We start from the raw sequence: 25,059 nt of genomic DNA, 5'->3' as shown, positions 1-25,059 counted from the left end.
TACTTAATATCTATATTAGCACATTGCATGAAATGGGCAAGTTTTATATATAAAAGCCCCCGCACATGCCGTAACCATAATCCAATTGTAGCCCTGTTCATCAGGGCGGAGGAATCACGACGCATCAGGCTTCCTGCTACGAGGCAGGCTTGCACACCGCAATCAGTATCATCCCCCTTTTCTGGAGTATTGGCTCCAATTTTCATATGATGCACAAACACAGCAGGGGCATCCTAAGTAAACAACTTTAAAAAAATCCACCCCGAATCTCTGGAACTCTGTCTCCCCCTTTTACAAAGGGGGACTAAGGGGGATTTACATTCTCTTACTGTCAACATTTGAGACTGCCGCGTAGTTACACTCCTCGCAGAGACGGATAGTTGTCTTTGCGAGGGCTTAAGCCCGAAGCAATCTTAACTCTATAAAAAATCCGGGCCAGCCGGAAAGGAGGTTTGGATTCCCTTTTACTTGTCCGACTTCCTCAGCAGATCGTCCAGAATGGCGTCCGCCGCCTCGGCGGCCTCTTTCAAATCGAGATACTGCGCAGAGATGGTCAGAGCCGCCATCACCGCAAGCTTCTGAGTGTCAAGAACATTTATCTTGCTTTTGATCTCATTCATGCGGTTCTGGAGCATTTCGGTAACTCTATCGACAAACTCTTTGTCCCTGTCTGTCACCAGAGGGTACTGCAGGCCGTTAATGTTTACCTTATGCTCGTAGACGGGCACTTTCTGCACCTCGATAGGTTTATAATCTGCCGATGAGATTTTCGATACGCTCTTTAACAGCCTCTCTCTGCTCCGTCAGCAGACGGTTATCCTCTTTCAGCCGGATATTTTCCGTCTCAAGAAGGGAACTTCTGTCCTTTTCCTTCTTAAGTTCCGAAACAAGATTATCTATTCTATTGCTCAAAATATCCAGTTTTTCAAGAAGTTCCATGACCATTAATTACAATATTTATACACAGTTGTCAATAAATTAGAATAGAACGAACCTGAACAGATTTTTGTAGACCTTGAGGCTAAGCGATGCTAAAATTCAACCATGAGAAACATATTATACCTTATCCTAATTATAGTGACAGTGGCTGTTGCCGTGTCATACTCGGTCAATTTTTACAACGGAAAAGGCATTACGGAACTGCCCGTTCAGATATCCGAAACGCCCAAGCCTGAAAAACCCGCATATCAGATGCCCGGTTCGGATGTCAGCCTTCTGCCGGAAGAGCCCGACATGGCCAACACCGACGTATATTCACGGGTGAACGAGTTTGAAAAATCCATCAACACGAAACTGTCCATAATAGCACGCTCATCCAACAACAAAGAGGTTATAGCCCGCATCGACCAGCTGAGCAAACAGCTTGAAACTGATGTGACCCTTGTTCTGGCGGCTGTGAACAAAAAGGAGCAGTGGTATAGGAACGAGTTTTATCAGGTGCTGGCCGGACTTCTTGCGGTGTTCGTTCTGTTCACCACAATAATGCTGATGGGATATGTCAGCCTGAAAAAATTCATCGCCCAAAGCCTCATAATCGGCAAGGCAAAAGCCGATTCCGAACCCCAGAGCGACTCAGCCGACAGCCCCATCCTTGAAGCTGTCAGCGCAGTTGCCGCAAAACTTGCAGTTAAGATAAACGAAAATAAATACCTTTTCGAAGCCGACAAGGCGGTAAGGCTCACCGCCGTTCAGAAGACCACCCTCTCCGAGATCACCGACGAGATACTTTTTCTGGACAAGGCCGGATGCAAAATGTCCTCCGAAGAGCTTTATCTGCTGGGCGTTGAAAGGCTGAACGAAAAGAACTACACCGAAGCGACAGCCCTTTTCGAGCACATCAAAAGGGACGAGCCGGATTTTGCCGCCGCATGGTATATGGTAGGCTACATAGCCTATCTGAACAAAAAGTTCGAAGCCGCAGCGGACAACCTCGCCACTGCATGCGGCATAGAGCCGGAGAACGACACATATCAGTCCACCTACGGAAGCACATGTCTTAAACTGAAAAGATACCTTGAGGCATCCACAGCCCTTGAAAAGGCAGTTTCACTGAAACCCGACGATGCCGCAGTGTGGAACAACCTTGCCCACGCCTACGTTGTCGCAGGGGACACAGACAAGGCCGCAGAAGCTTTCCGGAAGGCAACTGAGCTGAAACCGGATTTCCACGAGGCTCTGCACAACCTCGGACTGACATTAAGCATTCTGAACAAATATGAAGAGGCTCTGGCGGCTTTTGAAAGAGCCATCTACGTTAAGCCTGATAAACACGAATCCATGTACAACGCCGCTTGCCTGTATGCTCTTCTGGGCAAACGTGAGGGCGCACTGAAAAACCTTAAAAAAGCCATCGAGCTTTCAGCGGAATATGCGAAGAAGGCCAAAACCGACAAGGATTTTGAAAGTTTTGCCAACGATGCCGAGTTTAAGGCAATAGTGGGATAGAGCATTGCCATACTGAGATTCTTCGCTGCGCTCAGAATGACGGATTTATTTAGCAAACGTCATCCTGAGGCTAAAGCCGAAGGATCTCTGAAGCTTTTCACTTTAACCACACCGGAGTAATCAATGCAGTGGGACAAACTGCTCAACTGTGACAGACTGAACGAAGCACCGAAACCTTTTGATGAGGCAAGAAATCCGTTCAGCATAGATTTCGACCGCATCATCTTCTCGGACTCTTTCCGCAGGCTGGACAGAAAGACGCAGGTTCACCCCATGCGCAGTAACGACAACGTTCACTCACGCCTTCCCCACAGTCTGGAGGTTTCCTGCGTCGGCAGAAGCCTCGGAACTCTGGTTGGCGCACGCATAGAAAAACTCCCCGAACACATGAACCCCGACCGCATCGGGCAGATAGTTCAGGCGGCATGTCTCGCCCACGACATCGGCAACCCGCCGTTCGGACACATGGGCGAAACGATCATCAGCGAATGGTTCACCACCAACGGCACCAAATATTTCGAGTCACTTTCAGAGTCACAGAAAACCGACTTCACCGCTTTCGAAGGCAACGCACAGGCTCTGCGCATTATGACCCGTCTTGCCATGTATAAAAACGACGGCGGACTGCGCCCCACCTATGCAGTGATAGCGGCCATGATGAAGTATCCGTGGGTGAAATATAACGATGACCTTAAAAAATACTGCGCATTCAGAAGCGAAAGCAGGATCCTTGAAGATATCGCACAGAAAACAGGACTGGCGGGAGAAGACGGAGTATACAGCCGCCACCCGCTGGCATATCTTTCCGAAGCGGCGGACGACATATGCTACAGTATCATAGACCTTGAGGATGCCTATGAAATGGGTATTCTGAGATATGAAGAGGTTAAAAACCTCATGAACGGCATCTGCGGCGCAGCAGAAGAAAAACTGTCGGGCAAAACACCCAAAGAGGCCATAGCTTACCTGCGGGCAATAGCCATAAACAAATGCGTCGGGGCTGTGGTGGACGAGTTTTTCGAAAACTACGGCGCAATAATGGACGGAAGCCTCGGAAAATATAACCTTCCTGAAAATTCAGTGTTTGCAGAACCTATTAAACGCATAAAAGACCTTAGCAGTGAGGTGATATACCAGAACAGCAGAAAGCTGATGCTTGAGGTTGGCGCATACAACGTTATGAGCATACTGCTGGAGACCTTCTGCGAGGCTGTATACGACCATGTTTCAGAGGGTAAATCCAAAGACCGAACAAATCACATTATAAAGATAATGGGCGACAGCGCACCAGCCGAAAGCGAAGGCATGTACGAGGCCCTGCACAAGGTCACTGACTATATTTCGGGAATGACTGATAATTACGCCACTGAAATGGCGAGACAGATTTCGGGGATATAAAATAACACCAAGAACGTCTTCGCGAGGAGTGTAACGACGAAGCGATCTTCTATGATTGCTATACGTGGAAGACTGCCGCGCTACGCTCGCAGTGACAAATACGTTGTCACCGCACCCAAACATCCTTAAAATACTTTTCAAACAGCTCCACAGCCGCCGACCTGTCGAAAATCTCAGGTTTATATGACTTATCAAGCATACGAACGTCCCTGAGCGTCTGCACAAACAGCGGGGCATCGCCGACATGTTCGGCAACCGAAGCAACATCAGCCTCGGAGGGCATTTTCCAGATGGTATGGCGAATCTCGAAAGGCACACCCGATGTTTTCAGAACATCCAAAGTCCTGAAAAACGAATCAAGTTTATGGTTAGTGCGCACGATGGCTTTCAGGTCGACATCGTTGAACGCCTTCAGGTCAACGGCCACATAGTCAACGAGACCTGCCGACAGAACCTTTTTGAGCCTGTTGGGCAGAAAGCCGTTGGTGTCTAATTTGACAGCAAGTCCCATATCAACGATGCCCTTTAGAAAGCCCGCGATATCGTCAGCCAAAAGAGGCTCGCCGCCGGTGAGGGCGACGGCCTCAATGTCTTTGCCTTTCAGATAGTCCAGAAAATCGGGCAGTCTGTTCGACCCTTTTCTGCCCGCAACCAGTGCGGGGTTGTGGCAATATCTGCATCTCAGGTTGCACCCGTGGGTAAAGGCTATGGATGAGATCTTTCCGGGATACTCCATGAGGCTCACATGCTGATAGTCTGCCAGAAAAAAGTCTTCAACTGCCATTACTTAACCTGAAAGGTCTCTCTGTGTTCAAATTCTTCCTTTTTGCCTTCGTTCCATTGTTTAACGGGGCTGTGGTAGCCCACCACACGGCTGTAAACATCACAGGGAGTTCCTTTGACATTTTCCAGTTCCGCTTGCAGTTCCTGAAGTTTTTCTTTTTTATCCATTAGATACCTCCTGTTCTATTTCCGCTTTTATCCGCTCGATCTGGCGGTTTATCTCATGTTTTTTGTCCTCTTCGCAGAGGGGGCATTCCCTGTGTTCGCCTTTGATGTAGCCATGGACAGGGCACACTGAGAATGTCGGGGTTATTGTGATATAGGGCATCGCATAGGTGCTTGTGATGTTCTCCAGCAGTTTAGCCACGGTTTCGGGGTTGTCCACAGCCTCGCCGAGGAAGACATGGAAAACTGTTCCGCCGGTGTATAGCGGCTGCAGTTTATCCTGATGTGACATCGCCTTGAACAGGTCACGGGTCTGTTCCACCGGAATCTGTGTTGAGTTGGTGTAGTAGGGTCTCTCCGCCGAACCGGAAGTCACGATACCGTCGAAGTCGGAAACATCCTTTTTGGCAAGGCGGTATGATGTTCCTTCGGCGGGCGTTGCCTCAAGGTTATAGAGCATGTCGTCTTCGTTCTGGAAATCTGCCAGTTTGTCCCGCATGAAGTTCAGCACTTTGACTGAGAACTCAAGCCCCTGCTCGTGCATTATGTCCACACCGAGGAAGTTCAGCAGGCACTCGTTCATTCCGATTATGCCTATGGTGTTGAAATGGTTTTTCCAGTACTGACCGTGCTGTGCGTAAATATCGGACAGATAGTGTTTCGAGTAGGGATAAAGCCCGTTGGCGGTGAGCTTTTCCAGTGATTTTCTTTTGATTCGAAGCCCCTCTCTGGCCAACTCCATCAGCTTTGACAGCCTGTCGAAAAATTCCGCCTCATTTCCTGCAGTAAAGCCCAGTCTGGGCAGGTTTATGGTAACAACGCCTATAGAACCTGTCAGCGGGTTCGCACCGAACAGACCGCCGCCCCGTTTGCGAAGCTCACGGTTGTCCAGTCTCAGACGACAGCACATACTGCGTGCATCATCGGGGCTCATGTCGCTGTTGACGAAGTTTGCGAAATAGGGAGTGCCGTATTTAGCGGTTATCTTCATCAGGTCGGTGACTATGGGGTGGTTCCAGTCGAAATTCTTGTCAACGTTGTAGGTGGGGATGGGGAAGGTAAACACCCTGCCCTTTGCGTCCCCCTCCTGCATAACCTCGATAAAGGCTTTGTTGAACAGGAACATCTCCTCCTGAAATTCGCCGTAGGTGCGCTCCTGCGGCATGCCCCCGATAACGACTGCTTCGTCACGGAACGCCTTGGGAACGTACAGATCCATGGTCAGGTTGGTGAAGGGCGTCTGAAAGCCCACACGGGTAGGCACGTTCAGGTTGAAAATGAACTCCTGCATGGCCTGTTTCACTTCCGAATAGGAGAGTTTGTCATAGGCTATGAAGGGAGCAAGGAGGGTGTCGAAGTTTGAGAACGCCTGTGCACCCGCCGCCTCGCCTTGCAAAGTGTAAAAAAAGTTTACAATCTGACCAAGAGCAGAGCGGAAATGTTTGGGCGGTCTGCTCTCAACTTTTCCAGTCACGCCGCCGAAACCACGGGTCAGAAGATCTTTCAGATCCCACCCGCAGCAGTAGACAGCCAGAAGACCAAGGTCGTGGATGTGATATTCGCCGTTGACGTGAGCTTCCTGAACGTTCTGGGGATATATTTTGTTCAGCCAGTATTTGGCGGTTATCTTTGATGAGATATAGTTGTTCAGGCCTTGCAGGGCATAGGTTGTGTTGCTGTTTTCGTTCACCCGCCAGTCGCTGCCGCCCAGATACTCCTCCACTATGGATTCCAGACCGCCGAACGCTTCCTTCAGGTCACGCATCTCCGATCTCTGTTTTCTGTAGATGATGTATGCTTTTGCGGTTTTGGCGTGTCCGGACTCGATGAGAACCTTCTCAACCTCGTCCTGAATCTCTTCAACGGACACAGCTCCGTAATGGCCGTATTTGTCGGTTATGCGTCTGCAAACCTTGATGGACAATGCCGACGCTATGTTTCTGTCGGTTCCGCCCACCGCCTTTGCGGCCTTGTAGATTGCGTTGGCTATTCGCTCCGCATCGAACGGAACAAAGCGGCCGTCACGCTTGCTGACCTTCTCTATCATGTTTCCTCCTTTGGGCACAACTGGAGGACATGACAATTAGACTATGAAAAGTATGATTGAAATTAATGGAATGACGCAAGATCATCCATCCCTCCGCTGGTTACTTCGGGGCAGGTATCCTGACTCTCCATCAACCTACTCTCTCCGTCTTCCCGCTTTAAGGCAGTGACTTCATTGGAGATTTCGTCCGGATTACAGTTGCGGGGGCAGTGCCGGAGTTTAACCGGACTTCCCTGATTCCCGATAGGCTATTCTGCATAATGGGGCTGAAAAAGTCAACGGAACTTTTAGATAACTTTAACCGTGTCGGCTATCTCATCGAAAAGCCTTTCGGCTGTTTTTGCGGTTCTGAAAACAATGACAGCGGCGGCGGCTATTAAAAAAATAACACTCATGTCGTCACCTCGTTATTTTCGTTTAATCTATAACACGAGTAACATAAAACTTTCCGTAATTTGTCAGATATCGGTTATATTTTAACTCTGAAAAAACTGTTTGCCAATCGGGCTTTTAGGCTATATTAAAGGATATCTTTTGTGGGGAAGGATATACCATCAGACTGCGTCCGCATTTTGCGGGCTCACGGAGGAATATTATGCCCCTTGTCACACGGGAAATGACCCTTTCCGAGATCATCTCCGCCTATCCGGACACCAGAGCCGTTTTCGCATCCAACGGACTGCCACTTGAGCAGACAAACCACCTGTTTCTGACCGCTCTCACTGTGGAATCATTTATGTCGCTTCGCAATATCAACCCCGAAATATTCCTGAAGCTGTTAAACGATACCGCAGAAGCCTCGTCCGAGGTAAAAATCCTTTATACGGACGAAACGCCCGTTGTCCGCACGGATTTTCTGGGCTACGTCGTCTGTCCGTTCAAACACCTTTACAAAGAAGCGTTCGAAAAGAAACTCCACGGACATTACGACAGAACAGGCGAAAAGCTCGTCAGTTTCGTGCCTATGGGCTGCGGAGGCCCCGACCCATACGAATATATCTGGGACACTGAGAACATTGACGAACTGCCTGACGCCATAGCCTCAATAGGCTTCGGCAACTTCTGGCGGAAAGAGTTCAGGGAGCGGTTTCTGGACAACGGAAAGTTCATTGCCGTTGAGCGTCCGCCTCTGCACGACGTTTTCAAAGAGCTTGAAGACCCGCTGAAACAATACACCATCTATTCGGTGTCAGCCTATGTCATCCTTGTCGACCATAAGAAGCTGGGCGATCTGCCCGTGCCGAAAACGTGGCTGGACATCGCAAACCCCATATACAAAGACAACGTGATAATCAGCGGAAGTGACGACGAGATAAACGAAGTTTTCCTGATGCACATATACAAAGACGGGGGCGAGGAGGCACTGAAAAACCTTGCGCCCAACATAAAGGCCACATGGCACGCATCGCAGATGGCAAAAGCCGCCGGAAGCAGCATGGCAGACGGAGCGGCGATATACGTTCTGGCGTGGTTCTTTGCCGACACATGCCCAAACACAGACCACATATCAATCATCTTTCCGGAGGACGGAGCCATGATCAGCCCCATGTATATGATGGTGAAAGCGGACAAGGCTGAGCGCATGAAACCCGTTACGGATTTTATGACCGGAGCCGAGATGGGAGCCATCTCCGCAGGTTCTAAATTCCCGCCGCTTTGCCCTGAAATACCGAACATCCTGCCGGAAGGCACAGGGCTGAAATGGTTCGGATGGGACTTTGTCCGTGAAAACGACATGAAGGTGCTTGCGGAAGAGCTGAACGCCAGACTGGCGAAATACCGCAGGAAATGCGGATCGGTGAACCTGCTGAAACCCAGCCCATCGAAAAAGGGATTTAAAAGGATGATGGTGAAGGGGTAATTGACACTGCTCAATATGGAAGACTGCCGCGTCAGCCTTAAGGCTTCCTCGCAGAGACGTCTTTGCGAGCAAAGCGAAGCAACCTTCCAAGTCTGCATTGAGATAATTGGCTAATATGAGGAAAACAAATGAAACTGGTAACAGTGGCCGGCCCGCCGTCTGCGGGAAAAACGGCCGTAATAATAAAAACTGCGGTTCATCTTAAAAAAACTTTTGCAAAGATAGGGGTGGTGAAGTTCGACTGCCTCTCAACATCCGACCACCTGCATTATGCAAAGGCGGGTATCTCAGTTGTGACAGGGCTTTCGGGCAACCTCTGCCCCGACCACTATTTCGTCAGCAACATCGATGACTGCCTTCAGTGGGCAAAGAAAAAGGGGTTCGACATGCTCATCAGTGAGAGCGCAGGCCTCTGCAACAGGTGCAGCCCACACATAAAGGAGATACCTGCGGTATGCGTCATAGACTGTCTGGCGGGGGCTGAAACCCCGAAAAAGATAGGCCCCATGCTCCGCTATGCCGACACCGTTGCGGTCACCAAAGGGGACATCGTCTCTCAGGCCGAACGGGAGGTATTTTCGTTCAGGGTACGTCAGGCAAACCCGAAGGCTTCAGTTATATTCGTCAACGGCATCACCGGACAGGGCGCATATGACCTTTCCCATGCCTTCACAAAAGCCAAGGACGTGGAAACCCTTGAGGGTGCGAAACTGCGGTTCTCCGTTCCGGCGGCCATCTGCCCCTATTGCGTTGGCGAAATGACCATCGGAAAGGACCACCAGAAGGGCAACGTTAAAAAGATGATATTCAAAGAGGAAGAGGCCGCAGTATGACAGAGCTTATGAACACACCCTTCGCAGTCATTGCGGAGGAACACCCCTATGCTATGGACTATTTCCGCTCGGTGGGGGTAACGGTGACGGATACAGAGATGACACCCAGAGAGGTTATAGACGCTCTGAACCCCGAAGACCTCGAAGACAAGGGGTTTTCCAGAGAACAGATATCGTCCCATTTCATAGAGTTTCTGAAACAGGCGGCAATGCTGAGAAGCACCGCCGAACGCTCCGTACACTCGGTCACTATTTTGGGCGGCCGTGACAAATCCGGCGAACCGGAAAACTTTGAGCTGACGCTGAAACCCGGCGACATAGTCTGCATAGTAGGCACCACAGGCTCAGGGAAAAGCCGTCTGCTGGCGGATATCGAATGTTTCGCACAGAAGGACACCCCGACGGAACGAACTGTGCTTGTTAACGGAAAGATTCTGGACGGTGAGGACAGGTTCAAGCTGGAGAATAAGCTGGTCGCCCAGCTCTCCCAGAACATGAACTTTGTTGTGGACATGAGCGTGGGCGATTTCATAGCAATGCACGCCGCAAGCAGGATGATACCTGATATCGAATCCACGGTAACGGCTGTCATAGCCTGTGCGAACGAGCTTGCGGGCGAGACCTTCTCTCCCGAAACCGCCCTGACACAACTTTCCGGCGGCCAGTCCCGTGCGCTGATGATAGCCGATACGGCAATGCTCAGCTCATCACCGATTGTTCTGATAGACGAAATAGAAAACGCAGGGGTGGACAGAAAAAAAGCCCTCGAACTGCTGGTCAAAGAAGAAAAAATAGTGCTGATGTCAACCCACGACCCCATTCTGGCTCTGATGGGCAACAGAAGGCTTGCGATACACAATGGCGGTGTAAAACGGATAATAGAAACGGACGAGGAGGAGCTGAAAGGGCTTAAGGTGCTTCAGGAGGTGGACGCAAAACTGATGCGGCTTCGCACAATGCTCAGGGCGGGTGAAAAAATCTCTTTGGACATGAAGAAATTTTTTGAAATATAATAATATTTTCTGATACAATTCATTATAAAGTATTATACCCCCATTGGAGATGCCGCTTGAAAAAACATATAATCTGCCTGATGCTGATATTTATATGTTTCCACCTGACTGCGCAGGCCGCTGAAAAGCAGAAGATAACACTTCAGCTCAAGTGGACCCATGCGTTTCAGTTCGCAGGGTATTATGCGGCAAAAGAGAAGGGGTTCTACGACCAGGCAGGGCTTGATGTCACCATCAAGGAAGCACAGCCGGAATCCGATGTTATAAGCGAGGTTTTAAGCGGCAGGGCGCAGTTCGGAACGGGAACCAACAGCCTGCTTCTGGCAAGGCAGGCAGACCAGCCGGTAACTGTTCTTGCAGTTATTTTTCAGCACTCCCCCCTTGTAATACTTGCCCTCACCGATGAAAAAAAGGTCAAAACCATCCACGATCTCGTGGGAAAGCGGATCATGTTTGAAAAGCAGTCGGAAGAGCTTATTGCCTATCTCCAGAGAGAGCGCATCTCCCCCAAGGACATCCGTTTCATCCCTCACAGCTTCGACATCCGCGACCTCACAGAGGGGCGGGTTGATGCCATCTCCGCCTATGTTACCAACGAAACCTTCTATCTGGAAAAGGAGAACATACCCTATCAGGTTCTCGACCCCAGAGCATCCGGCATAGATTTTTACGGTGACAACCTGTTTACCTCCGAATACATGATAAAGAACAATCCGGAGGCGGTGGCCGCCTTCCGCAGTGCATCCCTGAAAGGCTGGCACTATGCCATGACCCATAAGGACGAAGTGGCGGATATAATTTTTTCCAGATATTCCTCAAAGCACCCCAAGGATTTCTATCTCCACGAGGCACTGGCAATGGATGACATGCTTAAGCCGGAGCTGGTTGAGATAGGCTATATGAATATCGGACGCTGGCAGCATATCGTCGAAATTTACCAGAGCCTCGGAATGCTGAAACCCGATTTCAGCCTCGACGGTTTCCTCTATGACGAAAAACCGAAGGAGAAGACGGTCTGGTTCAGAACGGTCGGTTTTCCTGCGGCGGCAGTTCTGGTTTTAACCATAAGCATATACCTGATATTCATTTTCCGCCGGATGAAATGGAGAATAGCCAGAGAACAGGAGATAATTGCAAAGCTGAATGAAACTGAGCAGCTGAACAAAAGTCTGCTGGAAAACTCCACAGCGGCAATATACATGCTCAAAGGATCGAAGATAATCCACGGAAACTCGGCCATAGCCGAAATAACCGGATATCAGAAGGACGAACTGCTTGAGATGGAGGAGTTCGAATTCATCCATCCTGATTTTCGTGAAATAGCTAAAGAGCGTACACGCAAAAGGGAGCACGGCGAATACGTCCCCGACAGATATGAGATGAAGATACGCAAGAAGAACGGCGAGACCAGATGAATAGACCATTCCGGCCGAGCCGTGTCCCACAGGGGTGAAATGTGCGTCGTCGGCACTGCCATCGACATCACAGAGAACAGGCAGATGCGGGATGCGCTGAAACTGAGCGAGGAACGGCACAGACTTCTGGCGGACAACAGCCTTGACGTTATCTGGACGATGGACATAAACGGGCGCATGACCTATGTCAGCCCGTCAGTTCAGAAACTCAGAGGCTACTCACCCGAAGAGGTGATGCAGCAGCCCATGGAAAAACTTCTGACACATGACTCGCTGGTGATAGTTCAGGAGGGGCTTAAAATGGCCAGAGAGGCCGTTGAAAAAGGGCTCCCGTATCCGGATTTCAGAGCTGATCTCGAACAGCCCTGCAAGGACGGAACCACTGTCTGGACAGAGACCACAGTCACCGGAATGTATAACGAAAAGAACGAATTTGTGGGGATGCTCGGGGTAACCCGTGACATAACCCAGCGCAAGCATTTCGAATCGAGCATTGCGGAAATGAAAAAATATGACTCCGTTACCGGACTGCCACGCAGAGAATTTTTCACGACCCGGCTTGAAAATGAGATAGAGGCGGCAAAACTGGTCAACGGCTCCGGCGGTCTGCTGGTTGTCGGCCTGGACGGATTTAAGAACATAAACGAGACATTCGGTTTCTCCGCAGGCGATCTTGTTCTCAAAAAGACGGCCGAAAGGCTGAAAGAAGCCAGAGAGGCCGATGTGAGCCGTATCGGCGGCGACGAGTTCGCTGTGCTTCTGGCAAGGGTTTCCTGCGAAGCAAATGCACTGGAAAGAGCAGATAACATAAGAAAAATGTTTGAAGAGCCGTTCTACGTTGAAGGGTATGACCTTTCGCTCACGGTGAGCATAGGCATATCCATATTCCCAGAGCAGGGCACGAACGAGATAGTGCTTCTGAAAAATGCCGAAAACGCACTTGAAACCGCCAAAAGAAACGGCAGAAACAGATGCGAAATATATATTCCCGATGATTTTATCTAGGTTCTAGAGCGTTTAACGAAATTATTAATATTAGTTGTATGCGTAAAACGTCACCCTGATACCTCCATCTACGTCACCCTGAACGGAGTGAAGGGTCTCTGCTCAAACTGAGATGCTTCACTGCGTTCAGCATGACAAATTCAACAACTCGCATGGAATGAAAGTTGGTACGATAAATATTTCGTTAAATGCTCTAGGCTTCGCCGCCCTTTTCGTAGTGCGCCGTAAGCAGTTCCGACGAAAGCTTATATTCCTCAATGATCAGCTTTGCCATCTCCGAGCCTGTGAAACCGCCGGAGTTCTTGACCATGTTCTGGGCATCACCGCAAAGCTCCGAAAGCCTCAGACAGCCCATTGAGGCACTGCTGGACTTCAGCGAATGCACCGAAAGCAGAAGCAGTGACGCGTCCTTCTCCTGCACACCCTTCACCATATCCTTTATATACTTATCGCTGGTCTCGGCATAGGTTACAACGAACTCTTTCAGCAGATCCCTGTTTCCGTCCAGCATGTCCTCCAGACTTCTGAAAGTCTTAACATCGAACGAGGGGATGTCGTCCCTCTGCCGCGCAGGAGTCTCTTTTATAACCGCCGCCAAGGGTTTCAGCCAGCCTGAAATGACCTCCACAGCCTCGTCCTCGTTGAAAGGCTTGCTGAGGTAACCGTCCATTCCCGCCGCAATACATGTGTCCCTGTCGCCCTGCATTGAGTTTGCAGTCATTGCTATGATGGGCATACGGTGAGTCCTTTTCGCACGCTCAATGTTGCGGATGACCTCCGTGGCCTGATATCCGTCCATGACAGGCATAAGGCAGTCCATGAGGATAAGGTCGAAACCGCCCCCCGCAGCCATGTCCACAGCCTGTTTGCCGTTTTCGGCCACCTCAAACTCACATCCCCATATTTTCAGATAGATGGAGATAACCTGTCTGTTTATTTCGTTGTCCTCAGCCACAAGCACCCTGTAGCCGGAGAATATGCCGTCAGATGCAGTCCTTTTCTCCCGTGCCGCTTTGACAGCCCCGCCCTCTTTCGCCTCAGCGATGAGTTTGTCATCTGTGAGCGGTTTGGTGAGGATGGAGAACCGCATATAGTCTATGTTCTCGAACATCAGTCCGGTCTCTGTGCCGTTTTCCAGAAGGATGTAGCGCATGTTGCTGACGTGACAGCTTTTGTGCATCCTGCTGATGTCGGAGTGGAAGAACAGCCCGGCATCGGCTATCACAAGGAATGCGGACGTGTCCCTTGCGGGATAGTCGGTCAGATATCTGCCGCCGTATCTGGCTCCGCATCCGCCCAGACAGCCTATCACCCAGCGTTCCAGAGCTTCCGATTCTATGAGCGTCTGGAAGGTAAGGTCTGAAAGATCTTTTCTGACGGATATTTTTTCCGCATACGGGTCTATGGGCTGGGTGAACCAGAAGGTGCATCCGCCCTCTTCGTTGTTATAAAATCCTATCTCCCCGCCCAGCGAGCAGACGACCGATTTGCAGATTGAAAGCCCCAGTCCGGTTCCGCCGTATTTTCCGGTGGATACCCCCGCCTGAGAAAAAGGCTTGAAAAGCACGGATGCCTTCTCCTCGGGAATGCCTATTCCGGTATCGGTTATCCTGAACAAAAGGAGCGAACTGTCGCTGTCGGTGCTGACACGCAGGGTGATACTGCCTTGTTCGGTGAATTTAAGGGAGTTGCCTATCAGGTTCACCAGAATCTGGCCAAACCACATTCTGTCGGAGATTATGCGCTCCGGCAGTCCGTCCTCAAAATCCGCAACGATATCTATTCCTTTGGTCTGTGCGCTGACAGCCATCATCTGAACGACAGTTTCAACACTCTCCCGAACGTTCACGGCCTCTTTAACAAACTCCATCTTTCCGGCTTCAATCTTGGAAAAGTCCAGAATGTTGTTCACTATCCCCAGAAGCATCCGGCCTGATTTTTTCAGGATCTCCACCTGACCTTTAATCCTGTCGGGGATATCCTGCTTTGTAATTATGTCGGTGATACCTATTATTCCGTTCATCGGCGTGCGTATCTCATGGCTCATATTTGCCAGAAACTCGCTTTTTGCCCTGTTTGCAAGCTCCGCCTCAACCTTTGCGGCTATAAGCTCGTTCGTGCGTTCGTTTATGATATCCATGAACATTCTGGAGGCGAACCACCAGAGTGCCCACAGAACTCCCGCCGCCACTATGTAGGCTATGACGGCGTAGGTCATTACCAGATTGTTGTTATTGGTGAATTTTGAATAGAGAGCCGTTATGTCCTTGCGGATGACGGTATAGCCTGCTGGAACGGCGGAACTGTTCTTAAGCCCCGCATAGTCGTAGAAAGGAAACGACGCCAGATAATATACTCTGCCCTTGTCTATAGTTATTTTGGTCTTGCTTCTTAAAAAGAAATTGTTCTCAGGGTTTTCCTCAAGCTCCTGCTGGATAACGTCCGAAGTTGAGTTCTCAAGCAGAAAACCGTTTACAGGCCTGCTCTCTGCAACCCTTTTGACATACTGCGCCTGCCACATGGTCCTTTGCAGTTTATCGGTTGAAAGATATACCGCCAGATCCACCGAAAGGGAGTCCTTGAGTGTTTTAAGAATGGTGTCGAACGATGCGCAGACCTCAAGGGATCCTATATGTATCTGAGTGCCGTCCGAAGCGGAATAGTAAAAGGGTATGACCCCTCTTATCCCCGCCTCCACACGCCCCACCTCAAACCCTGCCACAGGGGATTTTTCTCTGTTGGCATCCGCAACGGTTATCCTGATTGCGCTGAGGTCGTCGCCGTGGTTTGCGGGTTTGTGCATGCGCAGAAAGGACTTTGCGCCTTTGGAATCGAAGAAGTGTATCTGGGTTATGCCGTACCTGCCCTGAAGCTGGTTCCAGCCGTCTTTGAGATGATCGTACAGAAACTGTCTGTATTCCTGCTCGGACCAGGCGTCATTTGCCTTTGCCGCCATGAGCCCTTTGTAGAAATATTCCTGTGTCTTCGGGTCGGACGCAATGAAGGTTGCAATCTGCTGCATGTAGCCTGCGGAAAAATCCATGCTGGAGATAAACATTTTCTCCGCTGTCTTCGCTTCGTTGCCTATCTCCCTCAGGAGACCCTCTTTTGTAACAAAATAGCTTAGAACAACAAATAGTATGTCAATAACAAACAATAAAAGCAGCGCAACAGCCAGCCACTTTCCCGAAAGATACCTGCCCATTTTTCAAATACCTGTAATTTCAATAAATATTAAATAATAAAACCATCAGATGAATTGATTGTCAACTTCAATAGGGGTTCAATTAAGCGTTTGTGAAATATTCACATACAACAACTAAGTTTAACCGTCAACGGCCGGATTTGAACCCGATGGTTTTTTCGCTTTTGTTTCTCTGCCGAAGATAAGGTAGATGATTATCGCAAGAAAGTTGAACGCTATGACTGCGATAAGCCATACTATCTTGGTTGCGCCATCTTTGAAGTCCGAGCGGATGATGTCCACTATTGTCCAGATGAAAAGAACAGCCGCCGCAAGGGAGATAACTATGAAGCCGAGAGTAACAAGTCCGAACCCTATCATATCAGCACCTCTTCTGGTATTATATGTAAAAATTCATAACTATCAATGCAAAAGAACCACTATAAAAAAACATAAAGATATTTATTGACAAAATGACCGGGCGGTCATATTTTTGACCAATCAGGTTTAAACATATATTTAATCGGAGAGATCGTGAGCCTATTTTGCAAAAAGAAGCAGATAACAGAAGAACTGATGAAACAGGAGATAGTGAACACTGTCCTGTCCATGATAAATTCAGATACATCCATTACAATGGAAGAGGTGGCAAAACGCTCCGGAGTTGCCAAAGGCACTCTCTATAACTATTTTGCCAACAAAGAGGAGCTCTTCCATTATGTCCACGAGACCTTTCTCTGCCCGCTTCGGGATGAAAAGTCCAGAATCTTTTCCGAAGACAAAGACCCCATGGAGGTGCTCTGCGATTTCACAGACTACACCTTCAGATCATACGAAACGGTCAGTAGATATTTCTATTTCATGCAGAAATACAGAACCGTTGAGGAAGACACAAAAGAAACCCGTGAACTGGTTATAAAACCTCTCGCCGCCACCATCAGAAGGGGCATCGAGAAGGGACAGATAATAAACGTAAACCCCCTTATTCTCGCTGAGACCATCTGGGGAACGATAATAGGCACTTTCCGTTCCATCGAGCATGCGGATGCAGGCAGGCCGGACATGGAGAGTATGAAACAGGATGTTATCAGGCTGCTGAAAAGGCTGCTGATAATCGATAAATAATGATTTTTGAGGGAAGAGTGATGAAAAACAAAGTTCTCATCATCGTTGCCGCACTTGCACTGGTTGTTATAGCGGCGGCGTACTGGATGACAAAAAAACCCGCTGCACAGCAGGGAGCAATGGGCGCAATGCCTCCCGCTGAGGTGGCGGTTATCACGGCGACACCTGAAACGGTGTCCGTCAGCAGGGAACTCCCCGGGCGCACATCCGCATATCGTGTGGCACAGATACGCCCGCAGGTTTCAGGCATTATCATCGACAGGATGTTCACCGAGGGCAGCAACGTTAAAGAGGGTCAGCAGCTTTATCAGATAGACCCCGCACCCTATCAGGCGGCATATGACAGCGCAGCCGCAGCTCTGCAAAAGGCAGAGGCCAACATTCTGTCCGTTCAGGCAAAGGCCGAAAGATACGCCGAGCTTGTTAAGGCAGGAGCTGTGAGCAAGCAGGATCACGACGATGCGTCGGCATCCTATGCTCAGGCGAAGGCCGAAGTTGCAGTGGCAAAGGCCGCACTGACACAGGCGAAGATAAACCTTCAGTACACTAAGGTTCTCTCCCCCGTTTCAGGCCGCATAGGCAAATCCTCCGTAACGGAAGGTGCACTGGTGACAGCCAATCAGGCAGACCCGCTGGCAACAGTTCAGCAGCTTGACCGCATATACGTCGACCTGACACAGTCTGCGGAAGAGGTCATGAAACTTAAGAACTCTCTGGGCAGCAAACCTCCCGTTGAGCTTATCTTCGACAGCGGCGACACCTTCAGGCTTCTGGGTCACCTCCAGTTCTCCGACGTAACTGTCGACGAAACCACAGGAATGGTTACCCTGCGTGCGCTGTTTGACAACCCCGAAATGGAGATCCTCCCCGGACTTTTCGTACGTGCGAAACTTGTCCAGTCGAAGGTCGACAACGCAATTCTGATTCCCCAGCAGTCTGTTGTACGCAATGCCGACGGCAGCACAATCGTGTTTAAGGTTGGTAAGGACAATGTCATCAACCCCGCTCCCGTAAAAGTTTCGGCTGTTGTGGGCGACAAGTGGCTCGTTGACAGCGGAATCAGCGCAGGAGACGTTGTCATGGTGGAAGGTCTGATGAAAATTCAGGCCGGAGCAACCGTTAAACCCGTACCCTTTGAGAAAAAATAAGGACTGATTTAGATGTCAAGATTTTTCATAGACCGCCCCGTTTTTGCGTGGGTGATAGCAATAGTAATTATGCTTGGGGGGATTCTGGCAATAGAAACGTTGCCCATAGAACAGTACCCCCGCATAGCTCCGCCTTCGGTGGAGATTCGGGCATACTACCCCGGTGCGTCCGCCGAAGCACTTGAGAACAGCGTTACTCAGGTTATCGAGCAGAAGCTGACCGGTATAGACCATCTGCGTTATTTCTCGTCCGCCAGTGACTCAACAGGTAACGTTACCATAACACTTACCTTCGAGCCGGAGGCCGATCCGGACATTGCGCAGGTTCAGGTTCAGAACAAACTCCAGAGTGCGATGTCGACACTGCCTCAGGAAGTCCAGCAACAGGGTGTAACCGTTGCCAAGGCATCGAAAGGTTTCCTTCTGGTGGCCGGTTTCTACTCTGAAAACGGAAAGATGGACCAGAACGCCATCGGCGACTACATCAACTCTAAAATCGCAGACCCCATAAGCCGTGTTCCCGGTGTCGGTACGCTGACCGTTTTCGGACAGCAGTACGCCATGCGTATATGGGTGGATCCTGCGAAGATGAACAACTATAAACTGACCACATCCGAAGTCACAGCCGCCATAAAGGCGCAGAATGCTGACGTTTCGGCCGGTCAGCTGGGCGGTACCCCCGCTGTTAAAGGTCAGCAGCTCAACGCCACAGTGACCGCTCAGTCAAAACTGAAAACAGTGGCCGACTTTGAAAAGATTCTGGTTAAAGTGAACACCGACGGTTCTCAGGTTCGTCTGAAAGACGTTGCCAAAATAGAACTGGGCGTTCAGAGCTACGACTTCGTGACCCGATACAAAGGCATGCCCGCCTCCGGTATGGCCATAAGCCTTGCCACAGGTGCAAACGCCCTTGAAACGGCAGAACTTGTTAAATCAAAAATAGACGAACTCTCCGCCTACATGCCCGAAGGCATGAAAGTGGTATACCCCTACGACTCGACACCCTTCGTTGAGCTTTCGATCCACGAGGTTGTAAAGACCCTCATCGAAGCCATTATTCTGGTGTTCCTCGTAATGTATCTGTTCCTCCAGAACTTCAGGGCGACACTTATCCCCACCATCGCCGTTCCCGTGGTACTTCTGGGTACCTTTGCGGTTCTCTCGGCGTTCGGGTATACAATCAACACCCTGACCATGTTCGCAATGGTTCTTGCCATCGGTCTTCTGGTGGACGACGCCATTGTCGTTGTTGAAAACGTGGAACGTATCATGAGTGAGGAGGGGCTAAGTCCGAGGGACGCAACCCGGAAATCAATGGATCAGATCACATCCGCTCTGGTGGGTATCGCTCTGGTTCTCTCCGCAGTTTTCGTTCCCATGGCATTCTTCGCAGGTTCAACGGGCGCAATCTACCGCCAGTTCTCCATAACCATTGTTTCGGCGATGGCTCTGTCGGTGCTAGTGGCTCTGGTGCTCACTCCCGCACTCTGTGCAACAATGCTCAAACCTGTTGAAAAAGGCCACAAGGAGACCATGAAGGGCTTCTTCGGCGCATTCAACAAGCTGTTCAACGCAAGCCGTGACATGTATGAGACCAGCGTGGGCTACGTTGCCGCCAGAACAGGACGTTTCCTCCTGCTCTACGGTGTCATAATCGCAGGACTGGTATTCATATTCATGCGCATCCCCACAGCGTTCCTTCCCGATGAGGATCAGGGTATCCTTTTCGTTCAGGTTATGACGCCTCCCGGGTCAACACAGGAAAGAACACTTGAGACCATAAAGAAGGTTGAGCAGTACTTCCTGACAACCGAAAAAGACAACGTAAGCGAGATATTCACCGTTGCAGGCTTCAGCTTCGCCGGACGGGGACAGAACGCCGGTATCGGTTTCGTAAGGCTGAAAGACTGGAAAGAGAGACAGCGACCCGACCAGAAAGCCGCCGCAATCGCAGGCAGGGCAATGGGAGCGATGTATTCAATCAAGGATGCACAGGTATTCGCATTCTTCCCGCCCCCCATCATCGAGCTTGGTAATGCAACGGGCTTCGACCTGCAGCTTCTGGACAGAGGCAACATAGGCCACGAAGGTCTGATGAACGCCAGAAACCAGATGCTGGGAATGGCCTCGCAGGATAAGAGACTTGTGGGCGTTCGTCCCAACGGTCTGTCCGACGTTCCCCAATACAAGGTCGACATAGATCAGGAGAAGGCTTCCGCTCTGGGGCTTTCCATAGCCGACATAAACACCACACTGCAAACCGCATGGGGCTCGGCATATGTTAACGACTTCCTCCACGAAGGACGTATCAAAAAGGTTTATATTCAGGGCGACGCAGCCGCAAGGATGGCTCCCGACGATATAAACAAATGGTACATAAAAAATAATAAAGGCGAGATGGTTCCTTTCTCCTCCTTTGCCACAGCGCACTGGACATTCGGTTCGCCGAAACTGGAAAGATATAACGGCACATCATCTCAGCAGATCATGGGTCAGGCCGCACCCGGAATAAGCTCCGGAGAGGCTATGGCAGTGATGGAAGACCTTGCCAAGAAACTCCCTGCCGGAATAGGCTTTGAGTGGTCGGGACTTTCATACGAAGAGATTCAGGCGGGTTCTCAGACAATGCTTCTCTACTCCCTGTCGCTCCTCGTGGTCTTCCTGTGCCTTGCGGCACTCTATGAGAGCTGGGCTGTTCCCTTTGCGGTAATCCTTATCGTTCCGCTGGGTATCTTCGGAACGGTTGCCGCAACAAAATTCTTCGGAATGTCCAACGACGTGTACTTCCAGGTGGGTATGCTTACCACCATCGGTCTGGCGGCGAAGAACGCAATTCTGATCGTTGAATTCGCCAGTGAACTTTATGACCACGGAACCGACCTTATAGAAGCGGCCATGACTGCGGCAAAACTGAGACTCCGCCCCATCGTGATGACGTCTATGGCGTTCATCCTCGGCGTTACTCCCCTTGCCATAGCCAACGGCGCAGGTTCAGCCAGCCAGAACGCCATCGGTATAGGCGTTATCGGCGGTATGGTTGCCGCAACCTTCCTTGCGATGATATTCGTTCCTCTGTTCTTCATCATGATCAGAGGCAGGTTCGGCAGAAAGATTATCCGTTCGGAGATTGACGATGCTAAATAAGATAATAATCACAGCGGCCGCAGTGACGGTCATGGCCGGATGCGCAACCATGGCTCCTGACTATCAGAGGCCTGACATGCCCGTGAAGGACTCATGGAGCGGTGCGAAAACAGAGATATCCGCCGACAAAAAGGCTTCGGATATCGCATGGAAGGACTATTTCCGCTCGGAGAACATGCAGAAGGTCATTCAGACGGCTCTGGACAACAACAGAGACCTGAGAACAGCCGCACTGAACATTGAGAAGGCAAGAGCGGCCTACAGGATTCAGAAGGCCGACCTGATCCCGTCCGTAAACCTTACGGCAGAGGGTGCCAGAACGGCTGTGCCTGAGAACGCAAGCAGTTCAGGCAGTTCCGTCACAAGTTCATCCTTCTCGGCGAATGTAAACACATCCTACGAGATAGACTTCTTCGGCAAGGTCAGAAGCCTTAACGAAGCGGCTCTGCGTCAGTACATGGCCACGGAAGAGGCCAGAACTGCGGCTCAGATGTCACTCATAGCCGAAACGGCGAATGCATACATCACATATCTGTCGGATGCGAAACTCCTCCAGATATCAAAAGACACCCTGAAAACCCGTCAGGACAGCTATTCGCTGGTGAAAAAAGGGTTCGATGCAGGTGTCAGAACAGAGCTTGACCTTGTGCAGGCAGTGTCCGCCGTTGAAGCGGCGAAGGCCTCCATCCAGCAGTACACCAGAGCGGTGGAACTGGACAAAAACGCCCTGACGCTCCTTGCGGGTGCGGAGATAGACGAATCTCTTCTGAAAGGCGATCTGGACAACGTTGAGTTCGTTAAGGAACTGCCCGTGGGTCTCCCCTCGGACGTACTCCTTAACAGACCTGACGTAAGACAGAGCGAACAGAACCTTATGGCTTACAACGCCAACATAGGTGCGGCCAGAGCGGCCTTCTTCCCCTCCGTCAGCCTCACAGGCTATTTCGGAGTGGCAAGCAGCGAACTTGGCAACCTGTTCTCCTCCGGTTCAGCCTTTGCGTGGAGCTTCTCACCCCAGATAAACCTACCCATATTTGATGCTGGCAGAAACAAGATCACTCTGGAAAACGCAAACAATAACCAGAAAATAGCCGCTGCGGCCTATGAAAAGACCATCCAGACAGCCTTTAAAGAGGTAATGGACGGACTCTCCTCTAAAGCCACATACGGCAAGCAGTTTGACGCACAAAAGGCGCAGACGGCCGCCGCACAGCGTGCATATGAGCTTTCACTTCTCAGATACGAGAAGGGTGTGGACAGCTACCTCGGCGTTCTGGACGCACAGAGGTCGCTCTTCTCCGCACAGCAGGCGCTCATCTCCGTGCGCACGGCGGATCTCTCAAGCCGCATAGCCCTTTACAAGGCTCTGGGCGGCGGACAGAAATAATAAAATCCATCCAAACCTCCCTTTAAAAAAGGGAGGCTTTACTCCCTCCTTTTCCAAAGGAGGGTTGGGGTGGATTTGTAACCATCATAAAAGGGCTTCTCAGGAAGCCCTTTCCTTTTTCCCCTTTACCCCTTTCAAACCCTTTGCTATCATCCCTAAAAACACATAAAGGATCAGCATGAATCTGGTATCAGCAGACTCCATATCGAAAACTCTCGGAGACAAAAAACTCTTTGCCGATATATCGTTCGGACTGGAAGAGGGGCAAAAGACAGCCCTCATCGGAATCAACGGAAGCGGGAAATCCACCCTTCTTAAAATAATAGCCAAGGCCGAACAGCCCGACAGCGGCACGGTTTCATGGAACAGGCAGTGCAGAATAAACTATCTGCCCCAGATGCCTCAGTTTGAAGAGGGCGACACAATACTTGATCACCTTTTCAGAAGCGATTCCGCCCTCGTGAGCCTCGTTAAAGAATATGAAAGCCTCTGCGCATCGCCGGAGGATTCCGACAGCTACAGACAGAAGCTGGACAACGCCATAGCGGAGCTTAACAGGCTTGAGGCGTGGGCATACGAATCAGAGATAAAGTCCATCCTCGGCGAACTGGGCATAAACGACCTCAGCCTGAAAATGGACGCTCTGTCCGGCGGCATGTTGAAAAAGGTCGCTCTGGCTCAGGCTCTCATAGATGAAGGCAACCTGCTCATTCTTGATGAGCCGACAAACCACCTTGACATAGAAACGGTTGAATGGCTCCAGACCTTTCTGAAACGCACAACAAAATCCATATTCATGGTCACCCACGACAGATACTTCCTCGACGAGATATGCAACAATATCATCGAGATAGACCGAGGAACCATATACACCTTCGGCGGCAACTATTCCTATTATCTGGAAAAGAAGACCGAGATGGAACACTCCATCGCCCGTGAGGAGGACAGGGTTCAGAACATTCTCCGCAACGAGCTGAAATGGCTCCGCAGGGGCGCAAAGGCACGGACAACAAAGCAGAAGGCACGCATAGACCGCATATCGGACATGCAGAACAGAGAGGTTCACAAACGCCCCGAAGCCCTTGAGCTTGAGATATCCACCCGCCGGCTCGGCGGTATCATCCTTGAGGTAAAGGAGATCCACAAGAGCTACGAAGGACGGAAGGTCATAAACCCTGTTTCATACGTTTTCGGGCACAAGGAGAAGCTGGGAATAGTCGGTCCCAACGGAGCCGGCAAAAGCACTTTTCTGAAACTGCTGACCGGACAGGAACAGCCGGACGGCGGCGAGGTCGTGACAGGAGTTAACACCTGCTTCGCAGTTTTCGATCAGCACAGCAAAGAGCTTGACTCCGAAAAGCGCATAATCGACATAGTCCGTGACGTTAAGGAGAACATAGTCCTTCCCAACGGAAAATCCATCGGCGCAGGGCAGATGCTTGAAAAATTCCTGTTTCCGTCATACATGCACAGTACCCCCGTCAAAAAACTCTCCGGCGGAGAGAAACGCCGCCTGCATCTGGTCATAATCCTCATGCAGAATCCCAACTTTCTGATACTTGATGAGCCGACAAACGATCTGGACATCAAAACCCTTTCGGTGCTTGAGGACTTTCTGGCAGACTTCGACGGCTGTCTGGCGGTGGTTTCCCACGACAGATGCTTTATGGACAGAGTCACCGACAAGCTGATGGTTTTCGACGGCGAAGGCAGTATAGATATGTTCTACGGCAGTTTTTCCGAGTTTATGGAGGAAAAGTCAGCCCGCAAACAGGAAAAAGAGGTTCGCAAGCCCGAACCGGAACCCGAAAAGGCCAAAACCAAAAAAAAGCTGTCATACGCCGAGAAAAAGGAATTTGATTCCATCGAACAGGACATAGAAGACCTTGAGAATCAGAAAACCGAAGCGGAAAAGGAGCTTCACTCCGGAATAGCAGATTATTCAAAGCTGGCCGACCTACAAAAACTGGTAGATAAGCTTGAAAGTGACATTGCAGAGAAATATAATAGATGGGAATACCTTAGTGCACAAATTGAAGACTAGACAGTTGTATAGTCCTTATATAAAATAATAAATTGTCTTGCAAGACATCGGGTTTAAAAGTA

17 protein-coding genes, 1 other RNA gene, 1 pseudogene and 1 riboswitch are annotated in these 25,059 nt (G+C 50.2%); of the genes and pseudogenes, 12 read left to right on the top strand and 7 right to left on the bottom strand.

Translation table 11 applies throughout. The features are described 5' to 3' along the window. Window positions 1-52: 52 nt before the first annotated feature. From ssrS to C8D98_RS05375, 3 genes are all read right to left on the bottom strand, one after another. A non-coding RNA gene (ssrS, locus tag C8D98_RS05385) (6S RNA) lies at window positions 53-232 on the bottom strand. Window positions 233-464: 232 nt separating this feature from the next. Next, window positions 465-728 carry a cell division protein ZapA gene (locus C8D98_RS05380; RefSeq protein WP_165871199.1) on the bottom strand — a complete coding sequence of 88 codons (264 nt, stop codon included), beginning with the start codon at window positions 726-728 and terminating at the stop codon, window positions 465-467. 19 nt (window positions 729-747) lie between these two features. Next, complete coding sequence (locus C8D98_RS05375) at window positions 748-912, bottom strand: hypothetical protein (RefSeq protein ID WP_165871198.1); 165 nt, start codon at window positions 910-912, stop codon at window positions 748-750. Window positions 913-1,044: 132 nt separating this feature from the next. Between C8D98_RS05375 and C8D98_RS05370 the strand changes: the two genes are divergently transcribed. Both C8D98_RS05370 and C8D98_RS05365 read left to right on the top strand, forming a co-directional pair. Next, window positions 1,045-2,445 (top strand): tetratricopeptide repeat protein, encoded by a 1,401-nt coding sequence (locus C8D98_RS05370; protein ID WP_132872712.1) that lies wholly within the window; start codon window positions 1,045-1,047, stop codon window positions 2,443-2,445. Between the two features lie 123 nt (window positions 2,446-2,568). Next, on the top strand, window positions 2,569-3,843 hold the full coding sequence (locus C8D98_RS05365; RefSeq protein ID WP_132872711.1) for a deoxyguanosinetriphosphate triphosphohydrolase: 1,275 nt from the start codon (window positions 2,569-2,571) through the stop codon (window positions 3,841-3,843). Between the two features lie 106 nt (window positions 3,844-3,949). On the opposite strand, the gene C8D98_RS05360 is transcribed toward C8D98_RS05365, so the two are convergent. Both C8D98_RS05360 and C8D98_RS05350 read right to left on the bottom strand, forming a co-directional pair. Next, window positions 3,950-4,627, bottom strand: a complete 678-nt coding sequence (locus tag C8D98_RS05360; RefSeq protein WP_132872709.1) for an anaerobic ribonucleoside-triphosphate reductase activating protein — start codon at window positions 4,625-4,627, stop codon at window positions 3,950-3,952. Beyond that, a pseudogene (locus tag C8D98_RS05350) lies at window positions 4,627-6,838 on the bottom strand (ribonucleoside triphosphate reductase). The gene C8D98_RS05360 and the pseudogene C8D98_RS05350 overlap by 1 nt, the downstream one beginning before the upstream one ends. Before the next feature lie 92 nt (window positions 6,839-6,930). Further along, a riboswitch (cobalamin riboswitch) is annotated at window positions 6,931-7,123 on the bottom strand. 310 nt (window positions 7,124-7,433) lie between these two features. Between C8D98_RS05350 and C8D98_RS05345 the strand changes: the two are divergent. The 5 genes from C8D98_RS05345 (at window position 7,434) to C8D98_RS13980 (ending at window position 12,965) form a co-directional block, all read left to right on the top strand. Further along, entirely contained in the window at window positions 7,434-8,699 is a 1,266-nt protein-coding gene (locus C8D98_RS05345; protein ID WP_132872704.1) for an ABC transporter substrate-binding protein, read from the top strand. Window positions 8,700-8,827: 128 nt separating this feature from the next. Beyond that, window positions 8,828-9,532 (top strand): GTP-binding protein, encoded by a 705-nt coding sequence (locus tag C8D98_RS05340; RefSeq protein ID WP_132872702.1) that lies wholly within the window; start codon window positions 8,828-8,830, stop codon window positions 9,530-9,532. Beyond that, window positions 9,529-10,545, top strand: coding sequence for an ATP-binding cassette domain-containing protein (locus C8D98_RS05335; RefSeq protein WP_132872700.1), 1,017 nt, complete (start codon window positions 9,529-9,531; stop codon window positions 10,543-10,545). Before C8D98_RS05340 ends, C8D98_RS05335 begins: the two co-directional genes overlap by 4 nt. 56 nt (window positions 10,546-10,601) lie before the next feature. Then, on the top strand, window positions 10,602-11,960 hold the full coding sequence (locus C8D98_RS05330; protein WP_165871197.1) for an ABC transporter substrate-binding protein: 1,359 nt from the start codon (window positions 10,602-10,604) through the stop codon (window positions 11,958-11,960). 39 nt (window positions 11,961-11,999) lie between these two features. Next, complete coding sequence (locus tag C8D98_RS13980; protein ID WP_132872696.1) at window positions 12,000-12,965, top strand: sensor domain-containing protein; 966 nt, start codon at window positions 12,000-12,002, stop codon at window positions 12,963-12,965. Window positions 12,966-13,158: 193 nt separating this feature from the next. Here the strand turns inward: C8D98_RS13980 and C8D98_RS05320 are convergent, their stop codons facing one another. Together C8D98_RS05320 and C8D98_RS05315 are read right to left on the bottom strand one after the other, a co-directional pair. Continuing rightward, a complete protein-coding gene (locus C8D98_RS05320) occupies window positions 13,159-16,170 on the bottom strand; it encodes a response regulator (RefSeq protein WP_132872694.1) in 3,012 nt (1,003 codons plus the stop codon). A 120-nt stretch (window positions 16,171-16,290) separates the two neighbouring features. Next, the gene (locus C8D98_RS05315; RefSeq protein ID WP_132872692.1) at window positions 16,291-16,530 is read right to left on the bottom strand and encodes a PLD nuclease N-terminal domain-containing protein; all 240 of its coding nucleotides are present in this window, start codon (window positions 16,528-16,530) and stop codon (window positions 16,291-16,293) included. 153 nt (window positions 16,531-16,683) lie between these two features. On the opposite strand from C8D98_RS05315, the gene C8D98_RS05310 reads away from it, so the two are divergent. The 5 genes from C8D98_RS05310 (at window position 16,684) to C8D98_RS05290 (ending at window position 24,997) form a co-directional block, all read left to right on the top strand. Then, a complete protein-coding gene (locus tag C8D98_RS05310; RefSeq protein WP_132872690.1) occupies window positions 16,684-17,274 on the top strand; it encodes a TetR/AcrR family transcriptional regulator in 591 nt (196 codons plus the stop codon). A gap of 20 nt (window positions 17,275-17,294) precedes the next feature. Then, window positions 17,295-18,422, top strand: coding sequence for an efflux RND transporter periplasmic adaptor subunit (locus tag C8D98_RS05305; RefSeq protein ID WP_132872688.1), 1,128 nt, complete (start codon window positions 17,295-17,297; stop codon window positions 18,420-18,422). Window positions 18,423-18,434: 12 nt separating this feature from the next. Continuing rightward, window positions 18,435-21,566, top strand: coding sequence for an efflux RND transporter permease subunit (locus tag C8D98_RS05300; protein ID WP_132872686.1), 3,132 nt, complete (start codon window positions 18,435-18,437; stop codon window positions 21,564-21,566). Next, on the top strand, window positions 21,556-22,953 hold the full coding sequence (locus tag C8D98_RS05295) for an efflux transporter outer membrane subunit (RefSeq protein WP_132872685.1): 1,398 nt from the start codon (window positions 21,556-21,558) through the stop codon (window positions 22,951-22,953). Before C8D98_RS05300 ends, C8D98_RS05295 begins: the two co-directional genes overlap by 11 nt. Window positions 22,954-23,131: 178 nt before the next feature. Beyond that, window positions 23,132-24,997 (top strand): ABC-F family ATP-binding cassette domain-containing protein, encoded by a 1,866-nt coding sequence (locus tag C8D98_RS05290; protein ID WP_132872683.1) that lies wholly within the window; start codon window positions 23,132-23,134, stop codon window positions 24,995-24,997. Window positions 24,998-25,059 lie beyond the last annotated feature (62 nt).

It is taken from the genome of Seleniivibrio woodruffii (assembly GCF_004339245.1).
GTDB lineage: Bacteria > Chrysiogenota > Deferribacteres > Deferribacterales > Geovibrionaceae > Seleniivibrio > Seleniivibrio woodruffii.
Note: the sequence above shows the minus strand (reverse complement) of the source record. Positions and strands in the feature narration are given on the sequence as shown.